19 protein-coding genes and 2 pseudogenes are annotated in these 23,085 nt (G+C 60.9%); 12 read left to right on the top strand and 9 right to left on the bottom strand.

The window, feature by feature from the left end; all coding sequences use genetic code 11:
• The first annotated feature begins 155 nt into the window (after positions 1 to 155).
• From P3T16_RS30870 to P3T16_RS30855, 4 genes are all read left to right on the top strand, one after another.
• A complete protein-coding gene (locus P3T16_RS30870) occupies positions 156 to 851 on the top strand; it encodes an energy transducer TonB (RefSeq protein ID WP_429345123.1) in 696 nt (231 codons plus the stop codon).
• A gap of 30 nt (positions 852 to 881) precedes the next feature.
• Positions 882 to 1,610: a MotA/TolQ/ExbB proton channel family protein gene (locus P3T16_RS30865; protein WP_429345122.1), complete on the top strand. Its 729-nt coding sequence runs from the start codon at positions 882 to 884 to the stop codon at positions 1,608 to 1,610.
• A gap of 16 nt (positions 1,611 to 1,626) precedes the next feature.
• Positions 1,627 to 2,046: an ExbD/TolR family protein gene (locus tag P3T16_RS30860; protein WP_429345121.1), complete on the top strand. Its 420-nt coding sequence runs from the start codon at positions 1,627 to 1,629 to the stop codon at positions 2,044 to 2,046.
• Between the two features lie 597 nt (positions 2,047 to 2,643).
• Complete coding sequence (locus P3T16_RS30855) at positions 2,644 to 2,919, top strand: hypothetical protein (protein WP_429345120.1); 276 nt, start codon at positions 2,644 to 2,646, stop codon at positions 2,917 to 2,919.
• Between the two features lie 422 nt (positions 2,920 to 3,341).
• Here the strand turns inward: P3T16_RS30855 and P3T16_RS30850 are convergent, their stop codons facing one another.
• A complete protein-coding gene (locus tag P3T16_RS30850) occupies positions 3,342 to 4,664 on the bottom strand; it encodes an IS5 family transposase (RefSeq protein ID WP_429345161.1) in 1,323 nt (440 codons plus the stop codon).
• A gap of 718 nt (positions 4,665 to 5,382) precedes the next feature.
• Here P3T16_RS30850 and ltrA point away from each other — a divergent pair.
• From ltrA to P3T16_RS30835, 3 genes and pseudogenes are all read left to right on the top strand, one after another.
• Positions 5,383 to 6,237 carry a group II intron reverse transcriptase/maturase gene (ltrA, locus tag P3T16_RS30845; protein ID WP_429345119.1) on the top strand — a complete coding sequence of 285 codons (855 nt, stop codon included), beginning with the start codon at positions 5,383 to 5,385 and terminating at the stop codon, positions 6,235 to 6,237.
• Positions 6,238 to 6,250: 13 nt separating this feature from the next.
• Positions 6,251 to 6,616 (top strand): group II intron maturase-specific domain-containing protein, encoded by a 366-nt coding sequence (locus P3T16_RS30840; protein ID WP_429345118.1) that lies wholly within the window; start codon positions 6,251 to 6,253, stop codon positions 6,614 to 6,616.
• A 79-nt stretch (positions 6,617 to 6,695) separates the two neighbouring features.
• Positions 6,696 to 6,899: pseudogene (locus P3T16_RS30835) on the top strand (transposase); the annotation flags it as partial.
• Positions 6,900 to 6,966: 67 nt separating this feature from the next.
• On the opposite strand, the gene P3T16_RS30830 reads toward P3T16_RS30835, so the two are convergent.
• The 4 genes from P3T16_RS30830 to ppk2 all read right to left on the bottom strand — a co-directional run bounded on the left by P3T16_RS30830 (position 6,967) and on the right by ppk2 (position 11,548).
• Complete coding sequence (locus P3T16_RS30830) at positions 6,967 to 7,656, bottom strand: hypothetical protein (RefSeq protein ID WP_429345117.1); 690 nt, start codon at positions 7,654 to 7,656, stop codon at positions 6,967 to 6,969.
• A gap of 624 nt (positions 7,657 to 8,280) precedes the next feature.
• Complete coding sequence (locus P3T16_RS30825; protein WP_429255999.1) at positions 8,281 to 8,535, bottom strand: RNA-binding protein; 255 nt, start codon at positions 8,533 to 8,535, stop codon at positions 8,281 to 8,283.
• 91 nt (positions 8,536 to 8,626) lie between these two features.
• A complete protein-coding gene (locus tag P3T16_RS30820; RefSeq protein ID WP_429345116.1) occupies positions 8,627 to 10,288 on the bottom strand; it encodes a SulP family inorganic anion transporter in 1,662 nt (553 codons plus the stop codon).
• Positions 10,289 to 10,732: 444 nt separating this feature from the next.
• Positions 10,733 to 11,548 (bottom strand): polyphosphate kinase 2, encoded by an 816-nt coding sequence (ppk2, locus tag P3T16_RS30815; RefSeq protein WP_429255997.1) that lies wholly within the window; start codon positions 11,546 to 11,548, stop codon positions 10,733 to 10,735.
• Positions 11,549 to 11,937: 389 nt separating this feature from the next.
• On the opposite strand from ppk2, the gene P3T16_RS30810 reads away from it, so the two are divergent.
• The gene (locus tag P3T16_RS30810) at positions 11,938 to 12,618 is read left to right on the top strand and encodes a hypothetical protein (RefSeq protein ID WP_429255996.1); all 681 of its coding nucleotides are present in this window, start codon (positions 11,938 to 11,940) and stop codon (positions 12,616 to 12,618) included.
• Between the two features lie 356 nt (positions 12,619 to 12,974).
• Here P3T16_RS30810 and P3T16_RS30805 read toward each other — a convergent pair whose 3' ends face one another.
• Complete coding sequence (locus tag P3T16_RS30805; protein WP_429345115.1) at positions 12,975 to 13,613, bottom strand: putative quinol monooxygenase; 639 nt, start codon at positions 13,611 to 13,613, stop codon at positions 12,975 to 12,977.
• An 852-nt stretch (positions 13,614 to 14,465) separates the two neighbouring features.
• Positions 14,466 to 15,392: a M28 family peptidase gene (locus tag P3T16_RS30800; protein WP_429345114.1), complete on the bottom strand. Its 927-nt coding sequence runs from the start codon at positions 15,390 to 15,392 to the stop codon at positions 14,466 to 14,468.
• Between the two features lie 329 nt (positions 15,393 to 15,721).
• On the opposite strand from P3T16_RS30800, the pseudogene P3T16_RS30795 reads away from it, so the two are divergent.
• The 4 genes and pseudogenes from P3T16_RS30795 to P3T16_RS30780 all read left to right on the top strand — a co-directional run bounded on the left by P3T16_RS30795 (position 15,722) and on the right by P3T16_RS30780 (position 19,972).
• A pseudogene (locus P3T16_RS30795) lies at positions 15,722 to 16,927 on the top strand (efflux RND transporter periplasmic adaptor subunit).
• A gap of 1 nt (position 16,928) precedes the next feature.
• Positions 16,929 to 17,621, top strand: a complete 693-nt coding sequence (locus P3T16_RS30790) for an ABC transporter ATP-binding protein (RefSeq protein ID WP_429260737.1) — start codon at positions 16,929 to 16,931, stop codon at positions 17,619 to 17,621.
• A 21-nt stretch (positions 17,622 to 17,642) separates the two neighbouring features.
• Positions 17,643 to 18,797 carry an ABC transporter permease gene (locus P3T16_RS30785; protein ID WP_429345113.1) on the top strand — a complete coding sequence of 385 codons (1,155 nt, stop codon included), beginning with the start codon at positions 17,643 to 17,645 and terminating at the stop codon, positions 18,795 to 18,797.
• Between the two features lie 8 nt (positions 18,798 to 18,805).
• On the top strand, positions 18,806 to 19,972 hold the full coding sequence (locus P3T16_RS30780; protein WP_429345112.1) for an ABC transporter permease: 1,167 nt from the start codon (positions 18,806 to 18,808) through the stop codon (positions 19,970 to 19,972).
• A gap of 40 nt (positions 19,973 to 20,012) precedes the next feature.
• On the opposite strand, the gene P3T16_RS30775 is transcribed toward P3T16_RS30780, so the two are convergent.
• On the bottom strand, positions 20,013 to 22,001 hold the full coding sequence (locus P3T16_RS30775) for a thioredoxin domain-containing protein (RefSeq protein ID WP_429345111.1): 1,989 nt from the start codon (positions 21,999 to 22,001) through the stop codon (positions 20,013 to 20,015).
• A 421-nt stretch (positions 22,002 to 22,422) separates the two neighbouring features.
• Positions 22,423 to 22,710, bottom strand: a complete 288-nt coding sequence (locus P3T16_RS30770) for a GYD domain-containing protein (protein ID WP_429345110.1) — start codon at positions 22,708 to 22,710, stop codon at positions 22,423 to 22,425.
• Positions 22,711 to 23,085: the final 375 nt, after the last annotated feature.

Genomic DNA, 23,085 nt, shown 5'->3' with positions numbered 1-23,085 from the left:
GGATAATCGAGGTACATCCGGCCGACAGGACTGGCGGGGCCCGCTGAAGACGGGGCACCTGCTCAGGACGGTGTTGTCGTGTCCGCTTCATGTTGCATGGTTGTATGCAATGAGTGTGGGCGATCATGGTGAGTGCAATACCGTATTGGCGCGACATGGATAACGCTGCGCGCGCGGAGCGTCGGACTGCAGTCGTCGCGGCGCTCGTCGCGGCGCTCCACGTCGTCGCGCTCGCAGTCGCGTTCATGGTCCGTGAAGCCATGCCCGTGCGGCCGGTCGAATCCCGCACGATCACGGCCAAACTGATCAGCCCGACACCCGTCGCCGCGCCCGCCGCGATCCAGTCGACCCCGACGCCAACTCCGCCGAAGCCCGTGCCCGTGCAGAAGGTCAAGCCGAAGGTGCAGCCGCGCCCGGCGCCAAAGCCCACGCCGTTGCCCGTCACGCGGGCGCGATCGCAGCACGAGTTTTCAACGCCAGAGCTTGCGCCACCGGCTCCGCCCGCGCCCGCTGCACCCACGCCTGCGGAACCGGGCGGGCCCGCAGCCGGCAAGCCGACGATGGCGCTGTCCGCGCCGAAAGACGTGTCACACCTCGATTGCAGGATTGCCCACCCCGATTATCCGGCGCTCTCGCGCCGACGCAGCGAGACGGGGACGACGATGGTCCGCTTCGTGGTTGGCCTGAGGGGCGAGATCGAGAACGTCGAACTAAAGAAGAGCAGCGGCTACGATCGCCTCGACCAGGCCGCGCTCAACGCGATGCATTCCAGTTCGTGCAGGCCATATCTCGAAAACGGCGAGCCTATTCGCGCTGCGTATACCCAGCCATTCAACTTCAGTCTGGACTGACCGGCTGAGACAGGTTAAGAAGGAGCTGCCATGCAAAACTACGGTATTGTCCACGTCTGGGCGCAAGGCGATTTCGTTACGCGCGGTATCGCGCTGGCGCTGCTGATCATGTCGGTGCTGTCGTGGAGCGTGATCGTCATCAAGAGCTGGAACGTCATGCGTCTCAAGCGTCTGGCGAAAAACGCCGAGCAGGCGTTCTGGCATTCGGACGACTTCAACGACGGCGTGAAGAAGCTCGGCAGCGATACGTCTTCTCCCGCTGATAACCCGTTTCTCGCGCTCGCATTGTCGGGCCAGGAAGCTGCCGACCATCATCAGACGCAGCCGCATCTGCATGACCGCATGGACGTGTCGGACTGGGTCACGCGCTGCCTGAAGGACACGATGGACGAAAGCATCGCGCGCATGCAGAGCGGTCTCGCGATTCTCGCGTCGATCGGCAGCACGGCGCCGTTCGTCGGCCTGTTCGGCACGGTCTGGGGCATCTATCACGCTCTGTTGACCATCGGCGCGACCGGCCAGACGTCGATCGATCAGGTCGCGGGCCCCGTCGGCGAGGCGCTCATCATGACGGCCTTCGGTCTCTTCGTCGCGATTCCCGCCGTGCTCGGCTACAACGCGCTCACGCGCGCCAACAAGGCGATCGTCAGCAAGCTGAGCCGCTTTGCTCATGGCCTCCATGCGTTCTTCGTCACAGGCGCCCGCCTGTCGTCGTCGAAACGCGGAGACGCTCTTCGGCTCGCGTCCCGCGTCAACTGACTAGCGAGGCATAGCGATGGCAATGAACCCTTTCGCCGGCGACGATGACGACGGCCTCATGAGCGAAATCAACATGACGCCGCTTGTCGATGTCATGTTGGTTCTCCTGATCGTGTTCATGGTGACGATCCCCGTGATCCGCCATGCCGTGAAGATCGACCTGCCGCACGCGAGCAGCCAGAAGGAAGACACGAAGCCCGCGCAGGTGACGGTGTCGATCGACGCCGACGGCAACGTGCTGTGGGACGACCAGAAAATCTCCGGCGACGCGCTGCAGGCAAAGATCGCCGCAGCTGCGCAGCAGAATCCGCAGCCTGAACTGCACCTGAACGCGGACCGCAAGGTCGCTTACGAGAAGGTGGCGCAGGTGATGTCGGAGGTACGGGCTGGCGGCCTGACGAAGATCGGCTTCGTCACGGTTCCCCTGCATAGATGACCACTACGAATCGCTGGCGAGGCTCTCTGGTTTTCTGAGTCGTGTCGAATAGAGAGCAAACAGGCACCGGGTAGCCAGCGGGGCCTGTTCAGCCACTGTGCGAATCCGCGTGCGCGAATCGGAAGGTTGCACCCTCCGTAGGCGACAGCCGGAAGTTCAGTGTCGAGCCTCCGTGGTTGAGACGTGCGTCCCCCCAATTCGCGACGGCTCTCTCTGAATCGCGACCTCGAGCGCTTTGCTAACTTGTTCGTCCTCCGTGTACGAGCGCATTCTGCCTAATTCTCCCAATTCGCCGAATTCGATAGGCAGGGGTCACCGTCGTCGGCGGAGCCTGCAGCGGTCGAGGGTCGCTGCGTCTCTGGAGTCAATTTGACGAGCAAGGGACGAACCCTCGAGCACAACAGGGGTGATGAAGCGCAAAATGGAGGCGACGATTAGCGCGGTAGACGCCGGAACATCAATGATTTCATGGCAAGCTACAGTCGTTTTCTGCTCCAAAGTCGTGTGAAATCACATCTGTTGCGCCGGCGGCCATGGAGACCAGACGCCGCCCAAGGAGATTGCGACCGACCGCTTCGACAAATGCGTTCCTTTTCGATGCCGATCATGCTGTTTGCGCTCGCCGCCGGGCCGTCCCTAAGTTTTGCCGAGGAGCTGCTGCGCGCCGACGGTGGCCACTACAAAGGACAAGTCTCAGAAGGCAAGGCGGAAGGTCAGGGCGTCGAAACCAGGCCAGACGGCACGATTTTGAAAGGACGCTTCGTCAGAGACGTCTTCGTAGAGGGGACGATGCGCACAGGCGGATGGGTCGTGCCTTTTTCAAACTGTCATTCTCTGGATACGCCAAAGCCATCACAGCCCGCGAACAAGTGATTCCGACCTGAGTGGCAACTTGCTTTGAGCAAAGCATCAGTCGAAGGTTGCTCCAAGATCTGCGTTCCCAGACCCCTGTTGCGATCTTGTTCCACCATGGGGTTGGTCGCTGCCGCCCTGCCGCTCGGTACTGCGATGAGCACTTGCGCACTGTGCGCTTACGGCGTTGTGTTCTGTGCTGCCGTCTTCTTACCCGAGACGAGCGGGACGGATTTGCACGAGGCATCGCATGATGTCGCAGCGCATACCGATGGCCACGCCGACGGGCATGACAGGCACTTTGAACGCAAACGTGCATAAGGCTAGATGGAGCCTGCTTTCTTCGTCTGCGGTTGTCACAGATTTGGCGGCGCAATGAGCCAGCCGCCCGAGGTGACGCTCAGTAGTCGCCCCTGAACAATTCGTTTTGTCGGCCGCCTAGCTCATGCAGTTGGCAGGGCAGCCACGGTACGGTTGAGCAAAGCGATAAGGGCCAGGGCGTAAAAACGCCTCAGCTTCCTGAGGATCATCCGCAGGTTGTGGCCGGCGCCGCATAGCACGGCGTGCATCGCGTCACCGAGCGCGCCTTTGAGCCAATTTCGATCGAGTTTTCCGTCTGCTTTCATGTGACCGATGGCCGGCTCGATTGCACTTCGCCGCCTGATCATCGCGCGTAGTCCGCGTGTAATGCCGCGCCGCAAGCCCGGGTGGTAGATCTTCACGCCATGGATGGCGATACCCTTGTAGCCGCGATCCACGACGGCGACTTCCGGCTCCATGTCGCTCAGAATCGCCGCCTGCTCCAGCGCTTCGGCCAGCGTGTGACCATCGTACGGATTGCCCGGCATTGAGCGCATGCCAACTACCAGTCCTTCCTTGTGCGTCGTCGTGATCGACACTTTCACGCCGAACTCGTACGGCTTGCGCGCCTTGCCCTTGGCCAGACACTCGACTTCCGGTGCATGCAGCGCATAAAGCTTGTTCTTGTCCTTCGGCTTCTGCGACAGGATGCGCTTCGTGCGGCCAATCAGCTCCAGCAGGGCAGCACGACCTGAGTCAGCCACGTGGGCGACCTGTCGCTCCACATCTCGCATCACCCGTCCAACGCGCGAACGCAGCGTGCGCAGTGCCTTTCTCATACGCTTGTACTGCTTCGCGTGAGCGTAGCGGCCAATCTGAAGCCCCAGACGCGGCGCCTCGCGGTTGTAGTTCTGCCGCAGCTTCAGGCCATGCCGCGCGGCCGCCTTCACCAAATGTTCGCGACACCGCTCGAGCAATCGCGAATCGGTTGGATGGGCAACCGCCTTCTCCATGACCGTCGTGTCTACAATCACGCGCTTCACGCTCGAGGCCTTGATCACGCCGGCACGTTTGGCCGCTTCGATCGTCTCGGCCAGCAACTCTTCAACGCCGGCTTCGCCCAGCCGCTTGCGCCAGCGCGTCAGGCTCGACGGATCGATCGGTGGCTCGGTCTGCAAATAGGTTTCGCCCGTGAACACTTGCCAATACGGGTTCTCCACCCATTGCCAGACGACCTCTTCGTCCGACAGATCGAACGCGTGCTGCAAATACAGCAGCCCGGCGATCAGGCGCGGTGACGTTGCCGGTCGCCCCTTGTCCGAAGCGAAGCTCTCGCTCATCGACACACCCAACCGATCCCAGTTGATCAGGTCGGCCAGGCGCACCAGTGGATGCTTCAGATTGATCTGCTCGCGCAGCGGTTGCCGGAAGAAATCTTGCTCAGTTACAGGTGTCTTCGGACCCATCTGCACCTCACCAGGAATTGCAGGATTCACGCATCAATATGCCAGGTCCCTGCAATTCCCACAACACCATTCCGGCCTCAAAGCCACACCGTACAAGCCTCCGCCGATTGTTCAGGGGCGACTACTGAGATGACGGACCATAGACGCTTTACAGTGGCCACGGACGTTAAAGTCTATTTCTGTGGTGTGTCACGAACACAAGCGAGAGCTTGTGATGCTGTATCGAAGATGGGAGAAGGCCTCCCGAAGTCGGCTTGCAGGAGCAGGCTTCAAACCGCCCGGTGCTGCTGCGTTCAAAAGGCGTGGTGGTGAGCGACCGTGGAAAAGGCGTCCGGTTCAGGACGTCAGGTACGTATTGAGAAGATGAGCGAAAGCGAACCGTCCGATGACGCATCGTTATAGACCCAAGGTACTGCCAAAACTGGAGTCGCACAGAAGCTCCAGGATCAGTCGGGACGGCACCTGTTTACGGACCCGTCGGCAGTCGGTGTATAGGCGGCATGAGCTCAATGCAGGCTTTGGTATGGAACGTGAGAACCTCTCGCTGGATGCAAAGGGAAATGACAAATGGCCAACACCATGAGGAAGAAAACCGATGCCAGCGCGAGGGACGGAGTCGCCCGTAGTAGCGTCGAAACTTCTGTAATGGGAGCGGAGCGAAGGGGCGGCGTTAGCCGGTTGACGAAGGTCACCAACCTGCATGGCGGGGATGAGTGACATGACATCAACAAAACCGTATTGCATTGCGAAGCGCACGGTCTGGGAGGCGTACCAGTTGGTGAAGGCCAACCGCGGCGCTGCCGGCGTGGACGATGAAACGATCGCCATGTTTGAGCAGAATCTGTCGGGAAATCTGTACAAGCTGTGGAACCGGATGTCATCGGGATCGTACTTCCCGCCGCCGGTGAAGCAGGTGGAAATTCCGAAGGCCAAGGGCGGGACTAGAAAGCTGGGCGTGCCCACTGTTTCTGATCGAGTCGCTCAAACTGTTGCCAAGCTCATGATCGAGCCGATACTCGATCCGGTGTTTCATCCCGATTCGTATGGATACCGGCCGGGTAAGTCGGCGAAACAGGCGATTGCCGTCACGCGCAAGCGTTGCTGGCAGTACGACTGGGTCGTTGAGTTTGACATCAAGGCCGCGTTCGACCAGATCGATCATGCGTTGTTGATGAAGGCGGTGCGAAACCACATCAAGGAAGACTGGATCCTGCTGTATATCGAGCGGTGGCTGACTGCGCCATTCGAGACTGCGGACGGTGCCCGACTGCCTCGGCAGAGGGGGACCCCGCAAGGCGGGGTAGTCAGTCCTATCCTAATGAATCTGTTCATGCATTATGCGTTCGACAGCTGGATGACGCGGACTTACCAACAACTTCCTTTTGCTCGCTACGCCGATGACGCAGTGGTTCACTGCCGCACTCACGGGCAGGATGCGGGCTATCGCATCACGGCTGGAGCAGTGTGGTTTGACGATGCATCCAGAGAAGTCGAAGATCGTGTACTGCAAGGATGTGAACCGCACCTTAGCTTATTCGAACGTGCAATTTACCTTTCTCGGTTTTACGTTTAGACCGCGAGAGGCAATGAGCAAGTACAACCGGCGATTCACCAGTTTCCTGCCGGCGGCGAGCAACGATGCGCTGAAACGGATGAGACAAACGGTGCGGAGTTGGCAGATACATCGTCGGACTCCAGCCACGCTAGAAGACTTCGCGCAGCAATGCAATCCAACGATACAAGGGTGGTGGAACTATTATGGGGCGTTCTATCGAACGGCGATGCATGCGATCTTCCAATATGTCGATCGGAAGCTCGAGCGCTGGGCCCGACGGAAGTACAAGACACTGTCGCGACACAAACGGCGTAGCGCTGAATGGCTACGCAAGATGGCGGCTGTCTACCCACGGTTGTTCGTTCACTGGCGTGTCGCTGGGGCATCGGTTGGCTGACGGGAGCCGTATGAGGCGAGAGTCTCACGTACGGTTCTGCGAGAGGCTTGAGGTGAAACCCCTCGGGCCTACTTACCATCCGCAGCATCCATGGCAGCGCGGGTCGAATGAGAATACGAACGGACTGCTGAGACAGTATTTCCCTAAGGGAACTGACCTTTCAGTGTATTCACAGGCCAAACTCAATGCCGTCGCGCGGCGACTGAATGAGCGTCCAAGAAAGACCCTGAACTACGAGACGCCCGCCGAACGATTTCACCAATCTGTTGCATCCACCGGTTGAATCCGCAACAGCAAGCGGCCATTCTATTCACGCCCCGTCGCAAGCACTGGACGCAAGGTCAATTCTTTTATTCGTCGACAGTGGGATTGTATCGTGTAGCCCATGTATGCACCCGGTTAGTGAATCTAACTAATAGACGCGGGAAGGGGATTTCCCTTCCGATCAACCGAATCCATAGAAGAATCAATGCGCTCAAAAGAAAGATGAAGCCAAAACCAAAAGACCGAATAAGGTCTGGCAGATTATCCAGTTCACGATCGTGCGGGACGATATCAAGGAATAAATTCCATTTTTTTGCAATGCAAAAAAGTGAAAAAGAAATCAATACACCGCCAGCAACGGCAAAGGACTTCGCGATACCCCAAAACAGCAGATCAATGCTGCCAGATATCCATATCGGAGCGGAAGCGCAACCAGATATTCCGCAAACCACATAAGTCAACAGCTGAGGAAAAACTATCAAAACCGCTATTCCCATTAATATGAAGATATCTGATTCAATATCGAAAATAGCCGGAAGCAAGGCATCCCTCAGAAAGTGGCCTAGAGATGTTAATGGTTCGCCATTTTCTCCAATTGCCTTAACGGCTATTGCTCCTTCAGTAACAAGAGGTGTTGCGCAGCAAGCCAGGAAGAAAAAATACAAGATAGTTTGAGCCACGCCGGGTTGCTCCTCTTGGAACCGAAATACTAGATACGGGATCACTAAGATTGGAAGCAAAATCATCGCATAGGAAAAGTAATCGCTTTCGTGCATAGCTTCTCCGTGCCTCTAAGTTATTCAACGCTGTCTTGCATTCGGCTTGCCGCTTACGTAAGCGCCCCGCTCACCGGAGTTAGTAGCACTGTGCTGGCCCACCTGATCGGCAAGCCTACCGGTGCTATCTGATCGTTGGGAAATAACGCGCTCTTTATTTCGCTAGGCGACGTGACATCTACACAAGGTCCGATAGCCATAGCGCCCGCTTCTTAGTATTGGTTCGATTACTATAGGCGATGCTTTCGGCAATAGGGAGGGCGCGCAGGACGAGAGCGGCTATTCCATTCCTCCCAAACCGGTCACTTTGGAGCGACTTGGAACCGGGAGGCGCCGACGAGCGGTCTGTAGACTGCCCACGAACGTCTGCTCCACTTCGGGAAGAGCCATTGATGTCTCGGCATGTCGACAGTCCGCTCAGGGTCGGTCTATGCCGTTCGCATATCGATTGCGATCTGCGATTGATCGAGGTCCGTGTCGGACCGGGTTCGGCCAGCTCCAGCCGTTCGCTCGCGCGCTCAGACGGACACTCAAGCGTCGGCTACGCCCAGACAGCGGACCTTCGCCCGTCAATCACACGCGTCGTGTCATCGACCATTACGGACGGTCACTCACGGGTTCGACTCACCTATAGCGTTCCCTCGCGATCCTCGCGGTGACTCGCCGGTTTTTCCAGAAGAGGTCATGGATGCGCGGCTGTAATTTCCCGAGAGTCTCCGGATCGAGCGAATTGAAGGTCAGCACCACCGCGGGCCGGGATCCTTCCCCAGGGACGTGCTCGATCTCATCGTACCGGGGGAATCCGTATTTCACCAAAAATTCCTGGATCTCGTCGTCGGAGGTACCAGGTTCAATGTTCCCCAACATCAAGTGCACCATTTTGCGCTCCTGTCATTTACGAATGCGCGCCGTATCTCGACGTTTAGCGTCTGCCTGGTCCCTTCGCTCCGTTGAATATGCATTTGTGGCGTCAGCCACCTGCCTCACTGGCCTGATACTTGGCAACCGCCAGGTCCATGTTGAAGAACATCCTGTCGCGGCCAAGCGTCTCTCCCAAGGGAGCGCGCCGGACCATCGCAAGGACGCCGGGATTTACGCCAACGAGCCAGACCGTTACCCCCTCTTCCTCGCGCAACTTCTTCTCCGCTTCTGTCAGCATCTTCAATGCGGTGTACTCGAAGTCGAATACTCCCGCAAGATCGAGCGCCACCACCTTCGGCTTCGCCGCGGCAATCAGCGGCCTTATCTTCTGGCCGATGCGCTGTGCATTGGCAAAGAAGATCCGCCCCTCCGGCCTCAGCATCAGCATGCCGGGGAAGGTCTCATCCCCGGGGTGCTCGTTCGACTGCGGACGGAACACATTCGTACCGGGCTTCCTGCCCAGGACATGAACCGGCGGATCTGACACTTGGTGAGCGAGCGCCACCAGCGACACAATGATGGCGACGACAATCCCCTGAAGGGTACCGACCAGCACCACGCCGACCAACGCGACGAGCGCCCAGATGAATTCCGTGCGCCGTATCTTGAGGATTTCCCGGAACTCTGCCGGTTGGATCAGCCCGACCGAGTACACGATGACCACCGCCGCCAGCGTCGCTTCCGGCATCAGCCCGATGAGAGGTGCCAGCACCAGCATCGTGCCGAGCGCGGCTATCGAGGTAACCAACCCGGACAGTTGTGATCGCGCGCCCGAGCGGCGGTTCACGGCGGTCTGCGTCGTGCCCCCGCCAGCGGCCATGGCGCCGAGAAACGCGCCGCCAAGATTCGCCAGCCCCGTTGCCAGCAACTCCCGGTTCGGCTGCGGCACCGGATCGCCACTCTCCGCGAACGCGCGTCCGGCCGCGATGGTTTCGGTAAAGCTCATCAGTGCGATGCCTAGCGCCGGTGGCCAAAGCGCCATCATCATCTGAAGATCCGGCAGCGTGAGGGCAGGCAGTCCCGTCGGGACATGGCCCACCGTCGCCACCCCGTATGCCGACAGGCCGAACAGGCTCACGCCGGCAATCCCGGCCGCCACCGCGATTAAGGGTGCGGGAGCACGGGGGAGTAAACGCTCCATGGCGACCAGCAGCCCGATCATGACCGCGCCTACAGCCACGGTTGCCCATGACGCTTGCGGAATCCCCTGCGCGATGGCGAACAGGTTGTGAAAGAACGAGCCTTTGTGAAAATGGATGCCGAGCAGTTTCGGCACCTGGTCCACGACAATGACAATCCCAATGCCTGCCTTGAAGCCAACCAGCACCGGTTCGGAAATGAAATTCGCGACAAAGCCCAGCCGCAGCAGTCTCGCTACGATCAGGATCCCCCCTACCAGGCATGTCAGCGTCGCCGAAGCCGTCAGCAGATTGGCCGTATCATTCGCGGACGCCACACCGTCGAGCGCCGCCGCGACCAGGATTGCGATCGTTGTCGTCGTACTTACGCTGAGCACGCGCGAAGTTCCCAGCAAGGCGTAGATCAGCATGGGTGTAAAGGCCGTGTACAGCCCGACCTGAACCGGCAGGCCGGCGATAGTCGCATAGGCGAGCGCCTTCGGGATAACGACTGCGGCCACGGTCAGCCCGGCGATGATATCGGGCCGGGCCCACTCCTGCCTGAAATCGCTAAGCCACTCGGGCAAAGGCATGCGGACGCCGCCCGCTGAAAGCCGCCGTGCACGGCGACCCTGCTGGCTACCGAGTTTTCTTTGACGGGGAGGACGTTCTGGCTTCATGGATCATGGCCGAGAGTTAAGGCACCTGTTTTCGCGCATGCTGCCGGATGAAGGTTTTCGCGCGATCTGGCTACGGAGCGTGAGCAGAACATGAGCGTTGTCCACGACAGTTGTGAAACGCGCCGTCCGAAGGCGATGTCATCAAGGATGGCGCGCGTCAGCCGAACTGCATTGGAAGGCCTCCCGCGGCCCGGCGCTGTCGTGCGAACGAATCTGGCGCGACATCTCCGGCGCTGATGAGCGTTGCGATGGAATCGTCTCTGCTGGCGGGTTCGTGTTGCATGGCTGCATGCCCTGATGCGGATTCCGTGTCGCAATGGCGTGGTGACGGCCTTCATCCGCAGTGATCCGCTGAGCTCAGAACCTCTCGGCTATGTATTTAAACGGATAGTCCGGCTCCTCATAGCCGTCTGGCTTTTGCCGCTTGGGCAAGGTCACTTTTTTGCGAGGCATGGCTTCATAGGGGATCTTGTCGAGCAGATCGCTGATGATATTGAGCCGCGCACGTCGTTTGTCGTTCGAATTTGCCACGAACCACGGGGCAATCGTGGTGTCGGACGCCCTGAACATCGCGTCGCGCGCACGCGAATAGTCATACCACTGGCTATAGGACTTCAGATCCATTTCGGACAGTTTCCAAACCTTGCGCCCGTCGTGGATGCGCGCCTCGAGGCGGCGGGCCTGCTCCTCCTGACTGACTTCCAGCCAGTATTTGAGCAGAATGACGCCGGAATCGATGATTGCCTGCTCGATCAGCGGCACCGCCCTCAAGAAATGCGCGACATCGTCCTCGGTGCAGAAACCCATGACCCGCTCGACTCCCGCACGGTTGTACCAACTGCGGTCGAAGATCACCACTTCTCCTGCAGCCGGCAAATGCGGTAGGTAGCGTTGCACGTACATCTGGCTCTTCTCGCGTTCGGATGGCGCAGGCAGCGCAACCACGCGGAATATGCGCGGGCTCACGCGCTCGGTAATCGCCTTGATGGTGCCACCCTTGCCTGCACCATCGCGTCCCTCGAAGACAATGCAGACCTTGCTGCCCGTTTGCACCACCCATTCCTGGAGCTTGACCAGTTCAACGTGCAGCCGGAGCAACTCCTTCCGGTACTCCTTGTACGACAACGGCTCGTCTTCCGGGGGCCGGTCTTTTTTTGCCTCGGTCTTCGCCATTCCTGTGTCTCCATGCGCACGCTGACCTACGGTAATTTCTGGAGATCCTTTCATAATCTAGGCGCCAGCCCGAAAAGCGGCAATACGACTTTGGACCAATACATGTGATTATGTGGAGCGCCGTACGCTGAATGAATCTACTCTCGAATCAGCCAATCCGATGACTGTCGCGACCACGCCCAGAGGCTCTCGGCCCGTTGCCACCATCGCGCCGGACCATACTGACAAACGTGGCGCGCCGAGGCACCTCCCAGGTGCGGTTGCGCCCCGATCGGCGCAAGAAGGTCACGCCTGATCCTGCGACATTCGCCGGGGACCTGGTGTTGAACCATGCGTGCCGGCTCGGCGGTAATGAGCATGATCATGTGCTAACTGCGATAGGGGGGCTCATGCACGCTACCGGTTTGACGCATCAGGAAGATGTCGAAACGCGCGAGCCAGTCCTCGATACCATCGATCGGGTTTCGGAATTTTGCTTCGGCTTGTTCATGGCGCTGACTTTCGTGGGAGCTGTGTCGGCCGCCACGGCCGGAGAAGATGCCGGACGAAAAATGCTGTACACGGCACTTGGCTGCAATCTCGCGTGGGGGCTCGCCGATGCTGTAATGTTTCTCGTACGCACGCTTACGAATCGCGGCAGGCGGCTCACGCTTGCGCTGACTGTTAAAAACGAACCGGACGCGGCCGCCGGAGTTAGCGCGCTCCGCGACGCGTTGCCGAAGTTGATGAAAAGTCTGGTTGTCGATACAGAACTTGAGCTTATTCGGGCGCGTATTGTCGCCATGACGACCCTGCCCAATCGTCCGCGTCTAGTGCTCGATGATTTTATCGGCGCGATGGGAATTTTTGTCATCGTAGTCTGCTCGACCTTCCCGGTTGCATTGCCGTTCGTCCTGTTCAAGGACACCTCAACTGCCTTGATTGTTTCGCGTGTGCTTACGCTGGCAATGTTGTTCTGTGCAGGCATCGCGCTGGGCCGCCATGCCGGATTCGGCGGATGGATAGCGGGATTCGCGATGGTGGCCCTCGGCGTCGCGCTGACCATGGTGATCATTGCGCTGGGCGGATGAGCGTGGCGGCTGCCATCACATTGCGACGGCGAGCGCCCAAGATCACATTAAACAGCACGAGTGCCAAGGGCCCTTGGTCGTAATCCGCAACCGACCGCAGTGGCCGAGCACTTGCCGGCCGACGCGACTGCACGAATGACCGTTTCACCTTGAAACCTGCCCCTGAGGTCGCGCGGGGTCGAAGGGCGGCAACGGGTCGAACACGGACGGTCTTGCCCGAAAACTCTCGGGGCCGGGTACCGCCACGCGATTCGCTATAAGACTGTTTGCGCTGTCCCTTACGATACGACACGGAGGCAGATTCCGACCTGTGGGGAAGGTTCCCTATCAGGCCTCGTTCGCCGTCTGCTTGACGTTCACCGCGCCCCCGTAGACTGGTCGGCCCATTTTGCGTCGACCACGTCGAGCATTCCGATATCCGGCACGCTGCCCAGCAATGACAGCGAATGCTTGGCGAGTTCCCGAGGAACATGACCCGTCAAGTGTGCAAACCGACCGCCGTTGTCGGGGAAGACGTCAAAAATGCCGAAGTGACCGTCGTCAAGGCGGATGGCAAACCAGGCAACGGTCTTGGGTTCCTGCTCCACGAGTGCTTGCGCGTCGCGAAGGAACTGCGCGACCTGTGACTCATGACCCGCCTTTGCCTTGAACGTGAGGAGCAGCGCCTTCGTGACCGGCTCGCCCGATGACGTTGCAGGCAACTTGTCGGCCAGGACGTCGAGTTCCTGAATCAGCGGCGCCCCGGCAAACACGCTGCCGCCGGCATCCAACAGTGCTTGTGTAACTGGCCCCGCCAGATGCGCCTCGCGGCCGGCATCGTCCGGGAACACGTCGAAGATGCCGTACTCCGATCGCCCGAATCGGATCGCGAACCACGCGGTCGTTGCGGCTTCCGCCCGACCCATCGCGAGAGCCGAGCGCAGGACGTCTTCCGCCATGGCGTCGTCGTTGCCAGCCTTGACTTCCAACCTGACGAGCAGACCTTTAGTGTCCATGAGACACCTCCATTCATGATCGACCGACCGTGAGCGCGTCGAGCGTGCAGTCCTTCGACTGCTAACAAGCCAGCAGCGCCGCGCAGTAGAGCCAGTGCCCTCCCTCCAGAGGACACCTGCGGTCATGCGATCGTCGCCGGCGGCATCGGGCGAGACATCTCGCCCGGCGACCCTGCGCGTGTGCAATGCACCTCAACTGACACGATAGTGGATTTCGCCGCGCCGTTCCAGGCGGGTCCGCTGGAACCGGCTTGCCCTTATGACTCTGGCATCTGCAGTTACACGAGCTCGCTCGCAACACGTCTGCAAGTCAGGAGCCGGAGCCTGCCGACGTCCGGTGTTGGCCGGACCCGGTTCCAGGCTGGCGGCGGTGGCGACTCCAGTTTGCTGCGCCGGCCCGCTGAACTGAAACCGGTGCGAGGCGGCAGTGGGCATGCTGAACGTGTTTCGGCGAGACGACGGAGTGATCCGCCACTTTTGGGGCGCGGAGCCAGGAGGCGGCCGAACGCTTCTATTCCGGCGAATGGCTCGCCGGAATCCGCGCCCGCTACGGCACTGAGCCGACAATCAGCTATTACGAGACCGTTGCGCTGACTGACAAGGCGAGCGGCCATGCGGGCGGGCTCGACTGATCGGCGGTGGGGACCGGTCATGCAGAGCGCAATCGGATATTCATCTGCATCCAGGCGCCGCAAGCACTTACGAGCCGCATCTCACGACGTCGTTGGGCAACGCCGGCGATTGGCTGGACGAAGCTGGCGCTCATGACCGGACGTTCGCGCCGCTACTGCGAGTGGCCTTAACGGGGTCGGTAGCTGACAGAGGCATCGACTCGAAAGCGGCCCCCCACGGTCACAACTGCCTCTTTTCTGGGGCCCGGATCTTGCCGGGATTCGCGCCACCCGGCCCCAACGACGCCACGCTTGCAGCCAACCCGCGCGTCACGGCGGCCATGCACCCATAGTCGAGCGTCGCTGGGACATCGTGAGCGGTATGGTAGTGCGGGTTGCGCAGGTAGGCGGTGTCGGTCACCATGGCGGCCGGATAGCCGTGGCGCCAGAAGGAAGAATGATCGCTCAACGCGACCCCTGGCACCCACCACGGCAGCGCCGCTGCTTCGAGCGGAAAATCGGACGAGGCCTGGAACGCGTCGACGAACCATCGCAATTGGCGCGCCGAGCGAAGATTGGAGACGAAACCGATAAAGTTGCCGCACGCTGGATAGAAGTAACGCAGCAAAGGCGGATACCTTTGGGTACCCGGCTCGTCCCGGTAGTAACCGAGCATCTCGAGCGAAAGCATCAGGCGAATGCGATCCCCGCGCAGCCGCGCGGCTCTCGCGTACCTCAGACTGCCCATGTCGCCACGGAAGAAGAACGGCGCTTCCTCGTTCACGAACGCAACGCAGCGCACGGTGCACCGAGGCGAGAGGGACTGAAGCATGCCCGCGATCTCGAGGAGCGCGGCGACGCCGCTGGCGTTGTCATCGGCGCCAGGGCTGTTTCGCACGGTGTCGTAATGCGCGCCCAGCACAATGATTTCGTCAGACTGAACGCAGCCTTCGAGCGCAACTTCAATATTGGCGCAGGGAACCCCTCGCACCTGGTAGTCCTGATGCGTCACTGTACGGCCAGACCTCGTCCACTGCTGCACGATATAGTCGGCTGCCGCGTGCAGCGCGTCCGGCCGGAACACGTTGCGTTCGCCGATGTCTTCGGCGAGAACCTTCACATGGCGTTCCAATGCCGCAGCGAGGTCCGGGACGTGCGCAGTCAGCATGCGATTCTCTCCACCCGTTCATGAACGAATACCGCCATTGAAGCAGGAAACGGCTACCAGCGAGCGTAACTCCAGGAGCGATTCATATCTCGAATGTGCGCCGCTTCGAGCGGCGACGACGATATTGCCCGCATTGCAATCGGCGAGTCGCTTGAGCAGGTCCGGGCCGAACGCCACGGCGGCGCCACCGTGGCGTAAGCGCGGACTGGGCACGGCGCTATACTGTGAGCCCGTTCACCGCTCCACAAGCCGGCGTGGCGATACGTCGAAACGGCGTTCCTGTACGGCGCTTGACGAACGTGACCGCTTGCCGGTGCAAGGCGCGAAAATTGGCTGATCACGATCTGGAAAGGCTGAGAATCGACCGGCCGTCGGCCGGCACTGTCCCGCGGCGGCGCAGCTGGATCCGTTATGCGGTCATCGCGCTGCTCATCGCAGCGGTGCTCGGCGTTGCCGCCAGGCTGGCCGGTCCGCCGGCGGTCGAAACGGCGACTGTGACATCCGCTTACCCGTCGCAGAGCTACACGCTGCTCAATGCCACGGGTTACGTCGTGCCGCAGCGCAAGGCCGCGGTTGCATCGAAGGCGCAGGGTCGTCTCGAGTGGCTCGGGGTACTGGAGGGCACTCACGTGAAAAAAGGCGAGGTGATTGCCCGGCTCGAAAGCGCGGATGTCGAGGCAGCGCTGGCCTAGGCGTTGGCGCAAGTGAAAGTGGCGCAGGCGAGTCTTGAACTGCAAGTTGCCGAGCAAAAGAACGCCGAAGCCAATCTGCGCCGCTCCGCAATACTGGCGCCCAAGGGGGCTATACCGGCAACACAATACGATGCCGATCTTGCCCGCTACGACAAGGCCAAGGCGTCGATCAACAACAGCAGGGCCACCATCCTGTCGGCGCAGGCCAACGCCCGTGCCGCTCAAGTCGCTGTCGATCAGACGGTGATTCGTGCGCCATTCGATGGCGTGGTGATCGAAAAGCATGCGAACGTGGGCGACAACATCACCCCCTTTTCGCAGGCATCCGACAGCAAGGGCGCGGTCGTGACGATCGCCGACATGGAAACGCTCGAAGTCGAAGCGGACGTGGCGGAGTCCAACATAGCCAGAATCAATGTGGATCAGCCGTGCGAGATCCAGCTCGACGCGCTGCCCTATCTGAGACTGGCAGGCCGGGTCTCGCGCATCGTGCCGACGGTGGACCGCTCGAAAGCGACCGTGCTGGTCAAGGTGCGTTTCGTGGATCGCGATGCGCGTGTGCTTCCGGACATGAGCGCAAAGATTGCGTTCCTCTCCAGACCGGTTCCGCCGCAAGAAAAGCAGCCCGTTGTCGCGGTGCAGCCCGCCGCGATCGTCGAGCGCGAAGGCAAGAAAGTGGTCTACGTGGTCAAGGACGGCACAGTGCGGGAGGTAGCTGTCACGACGGGCGCCAGGATCGGCGAGCTCGTCGCGGTCAATGGCGTGAACCCGGGCGACACGCTCGTACTGGCTCCGAACGAGAAGATCAGGGACGGCGCCAAAGTGACTTTGGCGAAGAAATAGCGTGAGTACCGCACCGCTCGTCGAAATTTGCCACGTCGCGAAATCCTACCGACGCGGAGTCCAGACCGTGCCAGTCCTGGCCAACATCTCGCTAGGAATCGGAGAGGGCGACTTCGTCGCACTGATGGGCCCGTCGGGATCGGGCAAGAGCACGCTGCTCAATCTGATTGCCGGCATCGACAGGCCGGATAGCGGCGAGCTGCGGGTCGGAGGGCTCGACATCACGCGACTTCCGGAAGCGGCGCTGGCCGAATGGCGCGCGGCCAACATCGGCTTCATTTTTCAGTTCTACAACCTGATGCCCGTGCTCACCGCTTTCGAGAACATCGAGCTGCCGCTGATGTTGACTCGTTTGACCCGGAGAGAGCGGCGTGAGCGCGTTGGGCTGGTGCTCGACATGGTGAACCTGGCCGACCGCATGCACCACTACCCTTCCGAGCTGTCCGGCGGCCAGCAGCAGCGCGTCGCCATCGCTCGCGCGCTCATCACCGATCCGACACTGATCGTGGCAGACGAGCCGACCGGCGACCTGGACCGTGCGTCAGCAGAGGAAATTCTTTCCATGATGCAACGGCTCAACAGAGAGCTCGGCAAAACCATCATCATGGTCACCCACGACGCTCACGCTGCCGGCGCGGCGAAGGCGCTCGTGCATCTGGAGAAGGGGGAGCTGAGCGATGGAAAGATCCGTTGAACGGGGTTGTGGTGCTGCGCCATGTACCTGCTGAAGCTGATCGCGAGAAACGCGCTGCGACACAAGCTGCGCACCATTCTGACCGTGGTGGGGCTGACCATCGCGGTGCTAGCCTACGGGTTGCTGCACACGGTGGTGGACGCCTGGTATGCGGGGGCCGCCGCAGCCTCGAATGCACGGCTCGTGACACGCAACGCCATCTCGCTCGTGTTCCCCTTGCCTCTGAGCTATGAAAACCGTATCCGGGGCGTCGACGGGGTGACACTGGTGGCTCGTTCCAACTGGTTCGGGGGTATCTATCGCGAGCCCAGGAACTTCTTTGCGCAGTTCGCGGTATCGGACAACTATCTCGACCTGTACCCGGAGTTCGTACTGCCGGCGCAACAGCGCTCCGATTACCAGCGTGATCGCAAGGGGTGCCTCGTGGGACGGCAACTCGCGAGCCAGTTCGGATTCAAGTTGGGCGATGTGATTCCGATTAAAGGCACGATTTACCCCGGCACCTGGGAATTCGTCGTTCGCGGCATTCTGGACGGACGGGACGAAACGACGATCACACGTCAGTTGCTCTTCCACTGGGAATACCTGAACGAAACCGTGCGCAAGACGACGCCCCGGCAAGCGGATCAAGTCGGTGTCTACGTCCTGGGCATCTCGAACCCGGATGATGCCGCCGCGATTTCGCGCAGTGTGGATAGCGTCTTCAAGAACTCGCTTGCTGAGACCCTCACCGAAACCGAGCAGGCATTTCAGCTTGGCTTCGTTGCCATGTCGAATCAGATCATTGCGGCGATCCGCGTCGTGTCGTATGTGGTGATCGTGATCATCATGGCGGTGATGGCCAATGCAATGGCCATGAGTGCGCGCGAGCGTACGGTCGAGTACGCAACGCTCAAGGCGCTCGGCTTCGGGCCCACGTTTCTGGCGTTTCTGGTTTTCGGGGAGTCGACCGCGATCTGCGCGATCGGCGGCAGCCTCGGCATTCTCGCCACGCCGCCGGCGGCGAGCCTTTTCAAGCAAGCTACGGGCGGCGTGTTCCCCGTTTTCAACGTATCCGTCGAAACGATCGAGCTGCAGGCAGCATGCGCGCTCGCCGTCGGATTCGCCGCCGCCATCCTACCGGCGTTGCACGCGGCGCGGGTTCGTATTGTCGAGGGCCTGCGGGCAATCGGTTAGAGGTTCCTGTGGCGATTCCGCTTGCTTACATCGCGCGCAACCTGTGGACACGCCGGCTGACCACGATGCTCACAGCCGGCGGGCTGGCGCTGGTTGTGTTCGTGTTCGCCACGGTGCTGATGCTCGACGCGGGCCTCAAGAAGACACTCGTGTCCACCGGCGAGCACGACAACGTGGTGGTGATCCGCAAGGGTGCGGAAACCGAGGTGCAGAGCGCGATCGACCGCAACCAGGCAAGCATCATGGAAATGCATCCGTCGGTGGCCATCGGCGAGGACGGGCGGCCACTGGCGTCGAAAGAAGCCGTGGTGCTCATCTCGCTCGTGAAGAGCGGCTCGAACAAACCGTCGAACGTGGTCATTCGCGGGGTCTCGCCGACGGGCCTGGGCTTGCGTCCACAGGTGAAGCTGGTGGCGGGACGCATGTTCAAAGCCGGGTCGTCCGAGATCATTGTCGGGAGCAGCGTTGCGAAGGGCTTCAGCGGGACGCAGATCGGCGAGCATTTGCGTTTTGCCCAGCGTGACTGGACCGTTGTCGGAACCTTTGACGCAGGCGGCAGCGGCTTCGACTCGGAAATATGGGGCGATGTGGACCAGCTCATGCAGTCGTTTCGCCGCACCAGTTACTCGTCGATGGTGGTGCGCCTCGCGCAGACCAATCTCTTCGACCGTTTCAAGGCAGACATCGATGTCGACCCACGGCTTGCCGACGAAGCGAAACGTGAGCAGGCGTTCTATAGCGATCAATCGAAGGCGCTATCGACGTTGATCAACATTCTGGGCTTTACGCTATCGATGATTTTTTCGATCGCTGCGATGATCGGCGCGATGATCACGATGTATGCGTCAGTGGCCAACCGAGTTGCGGAAATCGGCACCTTGCGCGCGCTGGGCTTCAAACGCGTCAACGTGCTCGCCGCGTTTCTCGTCGAGGCCATGCTGCTCGGCCTCGTGGGGGGGACGGCCGGGCTTGGCTGCGCGGCGTTGATGCAGTTCGCCTCATTTTCCACCACCAACTTCCAGACCTTTGCCGACCTTTCGTTCCGCTTCATTCTCACCTCGGCAATCGTGGTGAAAACGCTTGCGTTCTCGGTAGCAATGGGTCTCATCGGCGGGTTCCTTCCTGCCATGCGTGCAGCGCGCATGAACATCGTCGATGCACTGCGTGCACGCTGAAGGCGGGCGACCCCTGCAACCGGCTCGAGCAGGGCTGTCGTCAGGATGTACAAAGCTCGAGGAGCGCCTTGCCGTCGGTCACCGGTGCGGCGCACGTGCGGTTTCGGCACACGTAGGCCGTTGGGCGGCCCCTGACCGGGTGGCGCTCCCGGCCAATCGGCACGTCTTCGGCAAAGGCCAGCACGCGCGCGGGGAGGTATGCGCGGTGAACGCTTGTTACCAGTGCGGCGGCGCCCGATTTGTCGCCCGCAAAGATGATCTCGAGTGGGCTGCGTTGCGCGAAGTCCCGGGCGGCAAGGAAGTGCGCGAAGCCGGCTGGCGCCTTGGCGGCTGCGGCCTCGTATCGCCGCAATTCGTGCTCGGCACGGTCACGATAGAGATCGTGGCCGGTAAGCTCATGCAGGCGCAAGAACGCAAATACACTCGTTGAGATGCCCGACGGCCACGCATTGTCGTACGGCGCGCGCGGCCTGTGCACCAATGGCTCGCCGTCACACGGTGTGAAATACAGCCCGTCCTCCCAGAACTTGTCGAGGATGAGTGCCGCGAGTTCGACGGCCCGATCGAGGTAGCGCTTGTCGAAGCATGACTCGTACAGGTCGAGCAGCGCATTGGACAGGAAGGCGTAGTCTTCGAGAAACCCCGGCACCTTGGATCTCCCGTCGTTCCAGGCACGGTACACGCCGCCGTCGGGCAGGGTCAGCTCGCTCTGGATGAAACTAGCGGCACGCTGTGCTGCGCTGAGATACTCGAGGCAGCCCGTTGCCTGGAAAGCGGTACAGAGCCCTTCGATCATCAGGCCGTTCCAGCCGGTGAGAATGTTGTCGTCGCGCGCCGGGCGCACGCGTCGGCCGCGCGCCGCCAGCAACCGCTCGCGCCAGCCCGCCAGACGCGCTGCTTGCAGCGCATCCAGCTCGACCGCACGCTGGAGCACTGTAGCACCGTGTTCGAAGTTGCCGTGTTCTGTCACACCGTAGGCCTGGCACGCCATTGCACCGTCGGAATCGCCAAGGACTGCTTCGATCCCGGCGACTGTCCAGACATAGAATTTGCCTTCCTGTCCTTCGCTGTCGGCATCTTCGCCGGCGTAAAAGCCGCCACCGGGGTGCGTCATGTCGCGCAAGACGTAGTCGATGGTTTCCTCCACGACGCGGCGCCAGGCCTCTTTGCCGGTCAGCCGGTAGGCGTCCGCGTACAGCTTCACGAGCTGGCCGTTGTCATAGAGCATTTTCTCGAAGTGCGGCACGGCCCAACGCGCGTCGACACTGTAGCGGGCGAATCCGCCGCCGAGCTGGTCATAGATGCCGCCAGCCGCCATGTGGTCGAGCGTGCGTTCCACTGCGTCAAGCAGCGTGGGCTCGCCCCTTCGATGATAGACGCGCAGCATGAGGTCATAACAGCTCGGGTTGGGAAACTTGGGGGCGCCGCCCAGCCCGCCATGAACCGGGTCAGTGTTCCGTGCCAGGGCGCGGGCTGCCTCTGCTGGCAGATCCCCGATACCGGTGGCTTCGCCGTCCAGATTCTCTTGATCGAGCTGTCGGAACCCCTCCCGAAACTGCGCAATAGTGTCGCGCAGCTCCTCTCGCCGATGCCGCCAGGCTTCGCTCAGACTCATCAGCACGCGCACGAGCCCGGGGCGGCCATAGCGGTCGTCCGGCGGGAAGTAGGTGCCGCCGAAAAACGGCTCTCCCTGCGGCGTGAGGAACACGGTCAGCGGCCAACCGCCTCCTTGTCCCATCATCTGGCTGACTTGCTGGTAGATGTCGTCGATGTCGGGACGCTCCTGCCGATCGACCTTGATGCTGATGTAGCGCTCGTTCATCAGGCTGGCGATACGCGGATTCTCGAAGGATTCGTGCGCCATCACGTGACACCAGTGGCACGCGGCGTAGCCCACGGAGAGCAGGATCGGCTTGTCTTCGTCGCGGGCGCGGCGAAATGCCTCTTCGCTCCATGGATACCAGTCCACCGGGTTCTCGGCGTGTTGCCGGAGGTAAGAGGAGGTTTCGGTGGCGAGCCGGTTTGTCATGGCAGTCTCCAGCCGGGCTTACGCGCCGGTCGTCATGACAAATGTCGCGCAGAGCCGTGCGCTGTGCAAGTGCGCGGCTGGCGGGTTTCTGGCCGACACTGCGGTGCGCGCACGGGACCGGGGCGCACGCTCATGGCGGCAGCATGAGCGTGCCGTGCAGGCACACGCCCCCGGCCTCGATCACCGTTCGCTTCGTGCTATAGGGAGATTGCCTGGGCGGCGAGGGGAGCCGGCGCCCTCTGTAGGGTCGGGTCGCGATGAACATCGGGTACGCCGCAATCCCACAGGATTGCCTGCCGAGCCGCATTGCGCAGGCGAATCGCGGCATGGCAGCCGTTCCCGGCCGCAGACTGCTGTTGAGCGTGGCTTTACAGCGGGGAGGCGCACCCGGATGAAGTTCGGCCGGGTTTCGGCCAGCGCGCTATAGGGTCGCGATGAACTCTTTCCAGGCAGTCCCTTGGAGGGGCTCGGTGGTGGCGTGCCCACAGGCGCGGATAATCAACGCCGCTCTCTCGAACTGTTTCAGATCGTCAGACTCGACGATGTCCGCCACGTCGAAGCGACCGAGTGTCAGATAGCTGTCTTTCCAGGTGACCGCAGGGCATTCGTCCTTGATTTTCTCGGAGACTGTGGGGGCGAGCTGTTTCAGGTCTTTGGGATCTTTGAACGCGTCAGGCGACAGCCGGCTAAGGATGACGTACGTGGCCATGGAATACCACCGTACAAAACATTGACCCGCAACTGGGTATGGCAGACACACGAGGGAAAGTAGCCTCCCATCAAGGGGAAGCGCCCCCGTGCTTCTTGATTATAGTGGTGCCCCACGTCCTGGGCGTCCGAAATTGCGGGTCGTATCGTTTCAGGGCAAGGGATGTCCCGGGATGCGACCGTGCCTCCGGTTTTCGCAAACGTTCGAATTAGCGCCCGGTGCCGAACCCGGCTGGTCACGATCGTCGCAAACCGGCCGATTCTGTTGAAAAACACGACTTCGATGTCGGCGCCGGGCGTTTTTCTCTCAGCTCCTGCGCTGACAGTTTTGCTTGGGATATGAATTGGAACGGTGATTCGCTGGCCGGAATTGCAT

The organism is Paraburkholderia sp. GAS42 (assembly GCF_050436565.1).
GTDB lineage: Bacteria > Pseudomonadota > Gammaproteobacteria > Burkholderiales > Burkholderiaceae > Paraburkholderia.
This window is presented reverse-complemented; position numbering and strand designations above follow the sequence as displayed.

What these genes read in the sequence shown, in the direction of transcription:
- P3T16_RS30850 (WP_429345161.1), bottom strand. Translation starts at nt 4,664, where the DNA reads ATGGGTCCGAAGACACCTGTAACTGAGCAAGATTTCTTCCGGCAACCG.
- ltrA (WP_429345119.1), top strand. Translation starts at nt 5,383, where the DNA reads ATGACATCAACAAAACCGTATTGCATTGCGAAGCGCACGGTCTGGGAG.
- P3T16_RS30770 (WP_429345110.1), bottom strand. Translation starts at nt 22,710, where the DNA reads ATGGCCACGTACGTCATCCTTAGCCGGCTGTCGCCTGACGCGTTCAAA.
- P3T16_RS30870 (WP_429345123.1), top strand. Translation starts at nt 156, where the DNA reads ATGGATAACGCTGCGCGCGCGGAGCGTCGGACTGCAGTCGTCGCGGCG.
- P3T16_RS30860 (WP_429345121.1), top strand. Translation starts at nt 1,627, where the DNA reads ATGGCAATGAACCCTTTCGCCGGCGACGATGACGACGGCCTCATGAGC.
- P3T16_RS30775 (WP_429345111.1), bottom strand. Translation starts at nt 22,001, where the DNA reads ATGACAAACCGGCTCGCCACCGAAACCTCCTCTTACCTCCGGCAACAC.
- ppk2 (WP_429255997.1), bottom strand. Translation starts at nt 11,548, where the DNA reads ATGGCGAAGACCGAGGCAAAAAAAGACCGGCCCCCGGAAGACGAGCCG.
- P3T16_RS30810 (WP_429255996.1), top strand. Translation starts at nt 11,938, where the DNA reads ATGCACGCTACCGGTTTGACGCATCAGGAAGATGTCGAAACGCGCGAG.
- P3T16_RS30785 (WP_429345113.1), top strand. Translation starts at nt 17,643, where the DNA reads ATGTACCTGCTGAAGCTGATCGCGAGAAACGCGCTGCGACACAAGCTG.
- P3T16_RS30800 (WP_429345114.1), bottom strand. Translation starts at nt 15,392, where the DNA reads ATGCTGACTGCGCACGTCCCGGACCTCGCTGCGGCATTGGAACGCCAT.
- P3T16_RS30805 (WP_429345115.1), bottom strand. Translation starts at nt 13,613, where the DNA reads ATGGACACTAAAGGTCTGCTCGTCAGGTTGGAAGTCAAGGCTGGCAAC.
- P3T16_RS30825 (WP_429255999.1), bottom strand. Translation starts at nt 8,535, where the DNA reads ATGGTGCACTTGATGTTGGGGAACATTGAACCTGGTACCTCCGACGAC.
- P3T16_RS30830 (WP_429345117.1), bottom strand. Translation starts at nt 7,656, where the DNA reads ATGCACGAAAGCGATTACTTTTCCTATGCGATGATTTTGCTTCCAATC.
- P3T16_RS30820 (WP_429345116.1), bottom strand. Translation starts at nt 10,288, where the DNA reads ATGCCTTTGCCCGAGTGGCTTAGCGATTTCAGGCAGGAGTGGGCCCGG.
- P3T16_RS30865 (WP_429345122.1), top strand. Translation starts at nt 882, where the DNA reads ATGCAAAACTACGGTATTGTCCACGTCTGGGCGCAAGGCGATTTCGTT.
- P3T16_RS30840 (WP_429345118.1), top strand. Translation starts at nt 6,251, where the DNA reads ATGAGCAAGTACAACCGGCGATTCACCAGTTTCCTGCCGGCGGCGAGC.
- P3T16_RS30855 (WP_429345120.1), top strand. Translation starts at nt 2,644, where the DNA reads ATGCCGATCATGCTGTTTGCGCTCGCCGCCGGGCCGTCCCTAAGTTTT.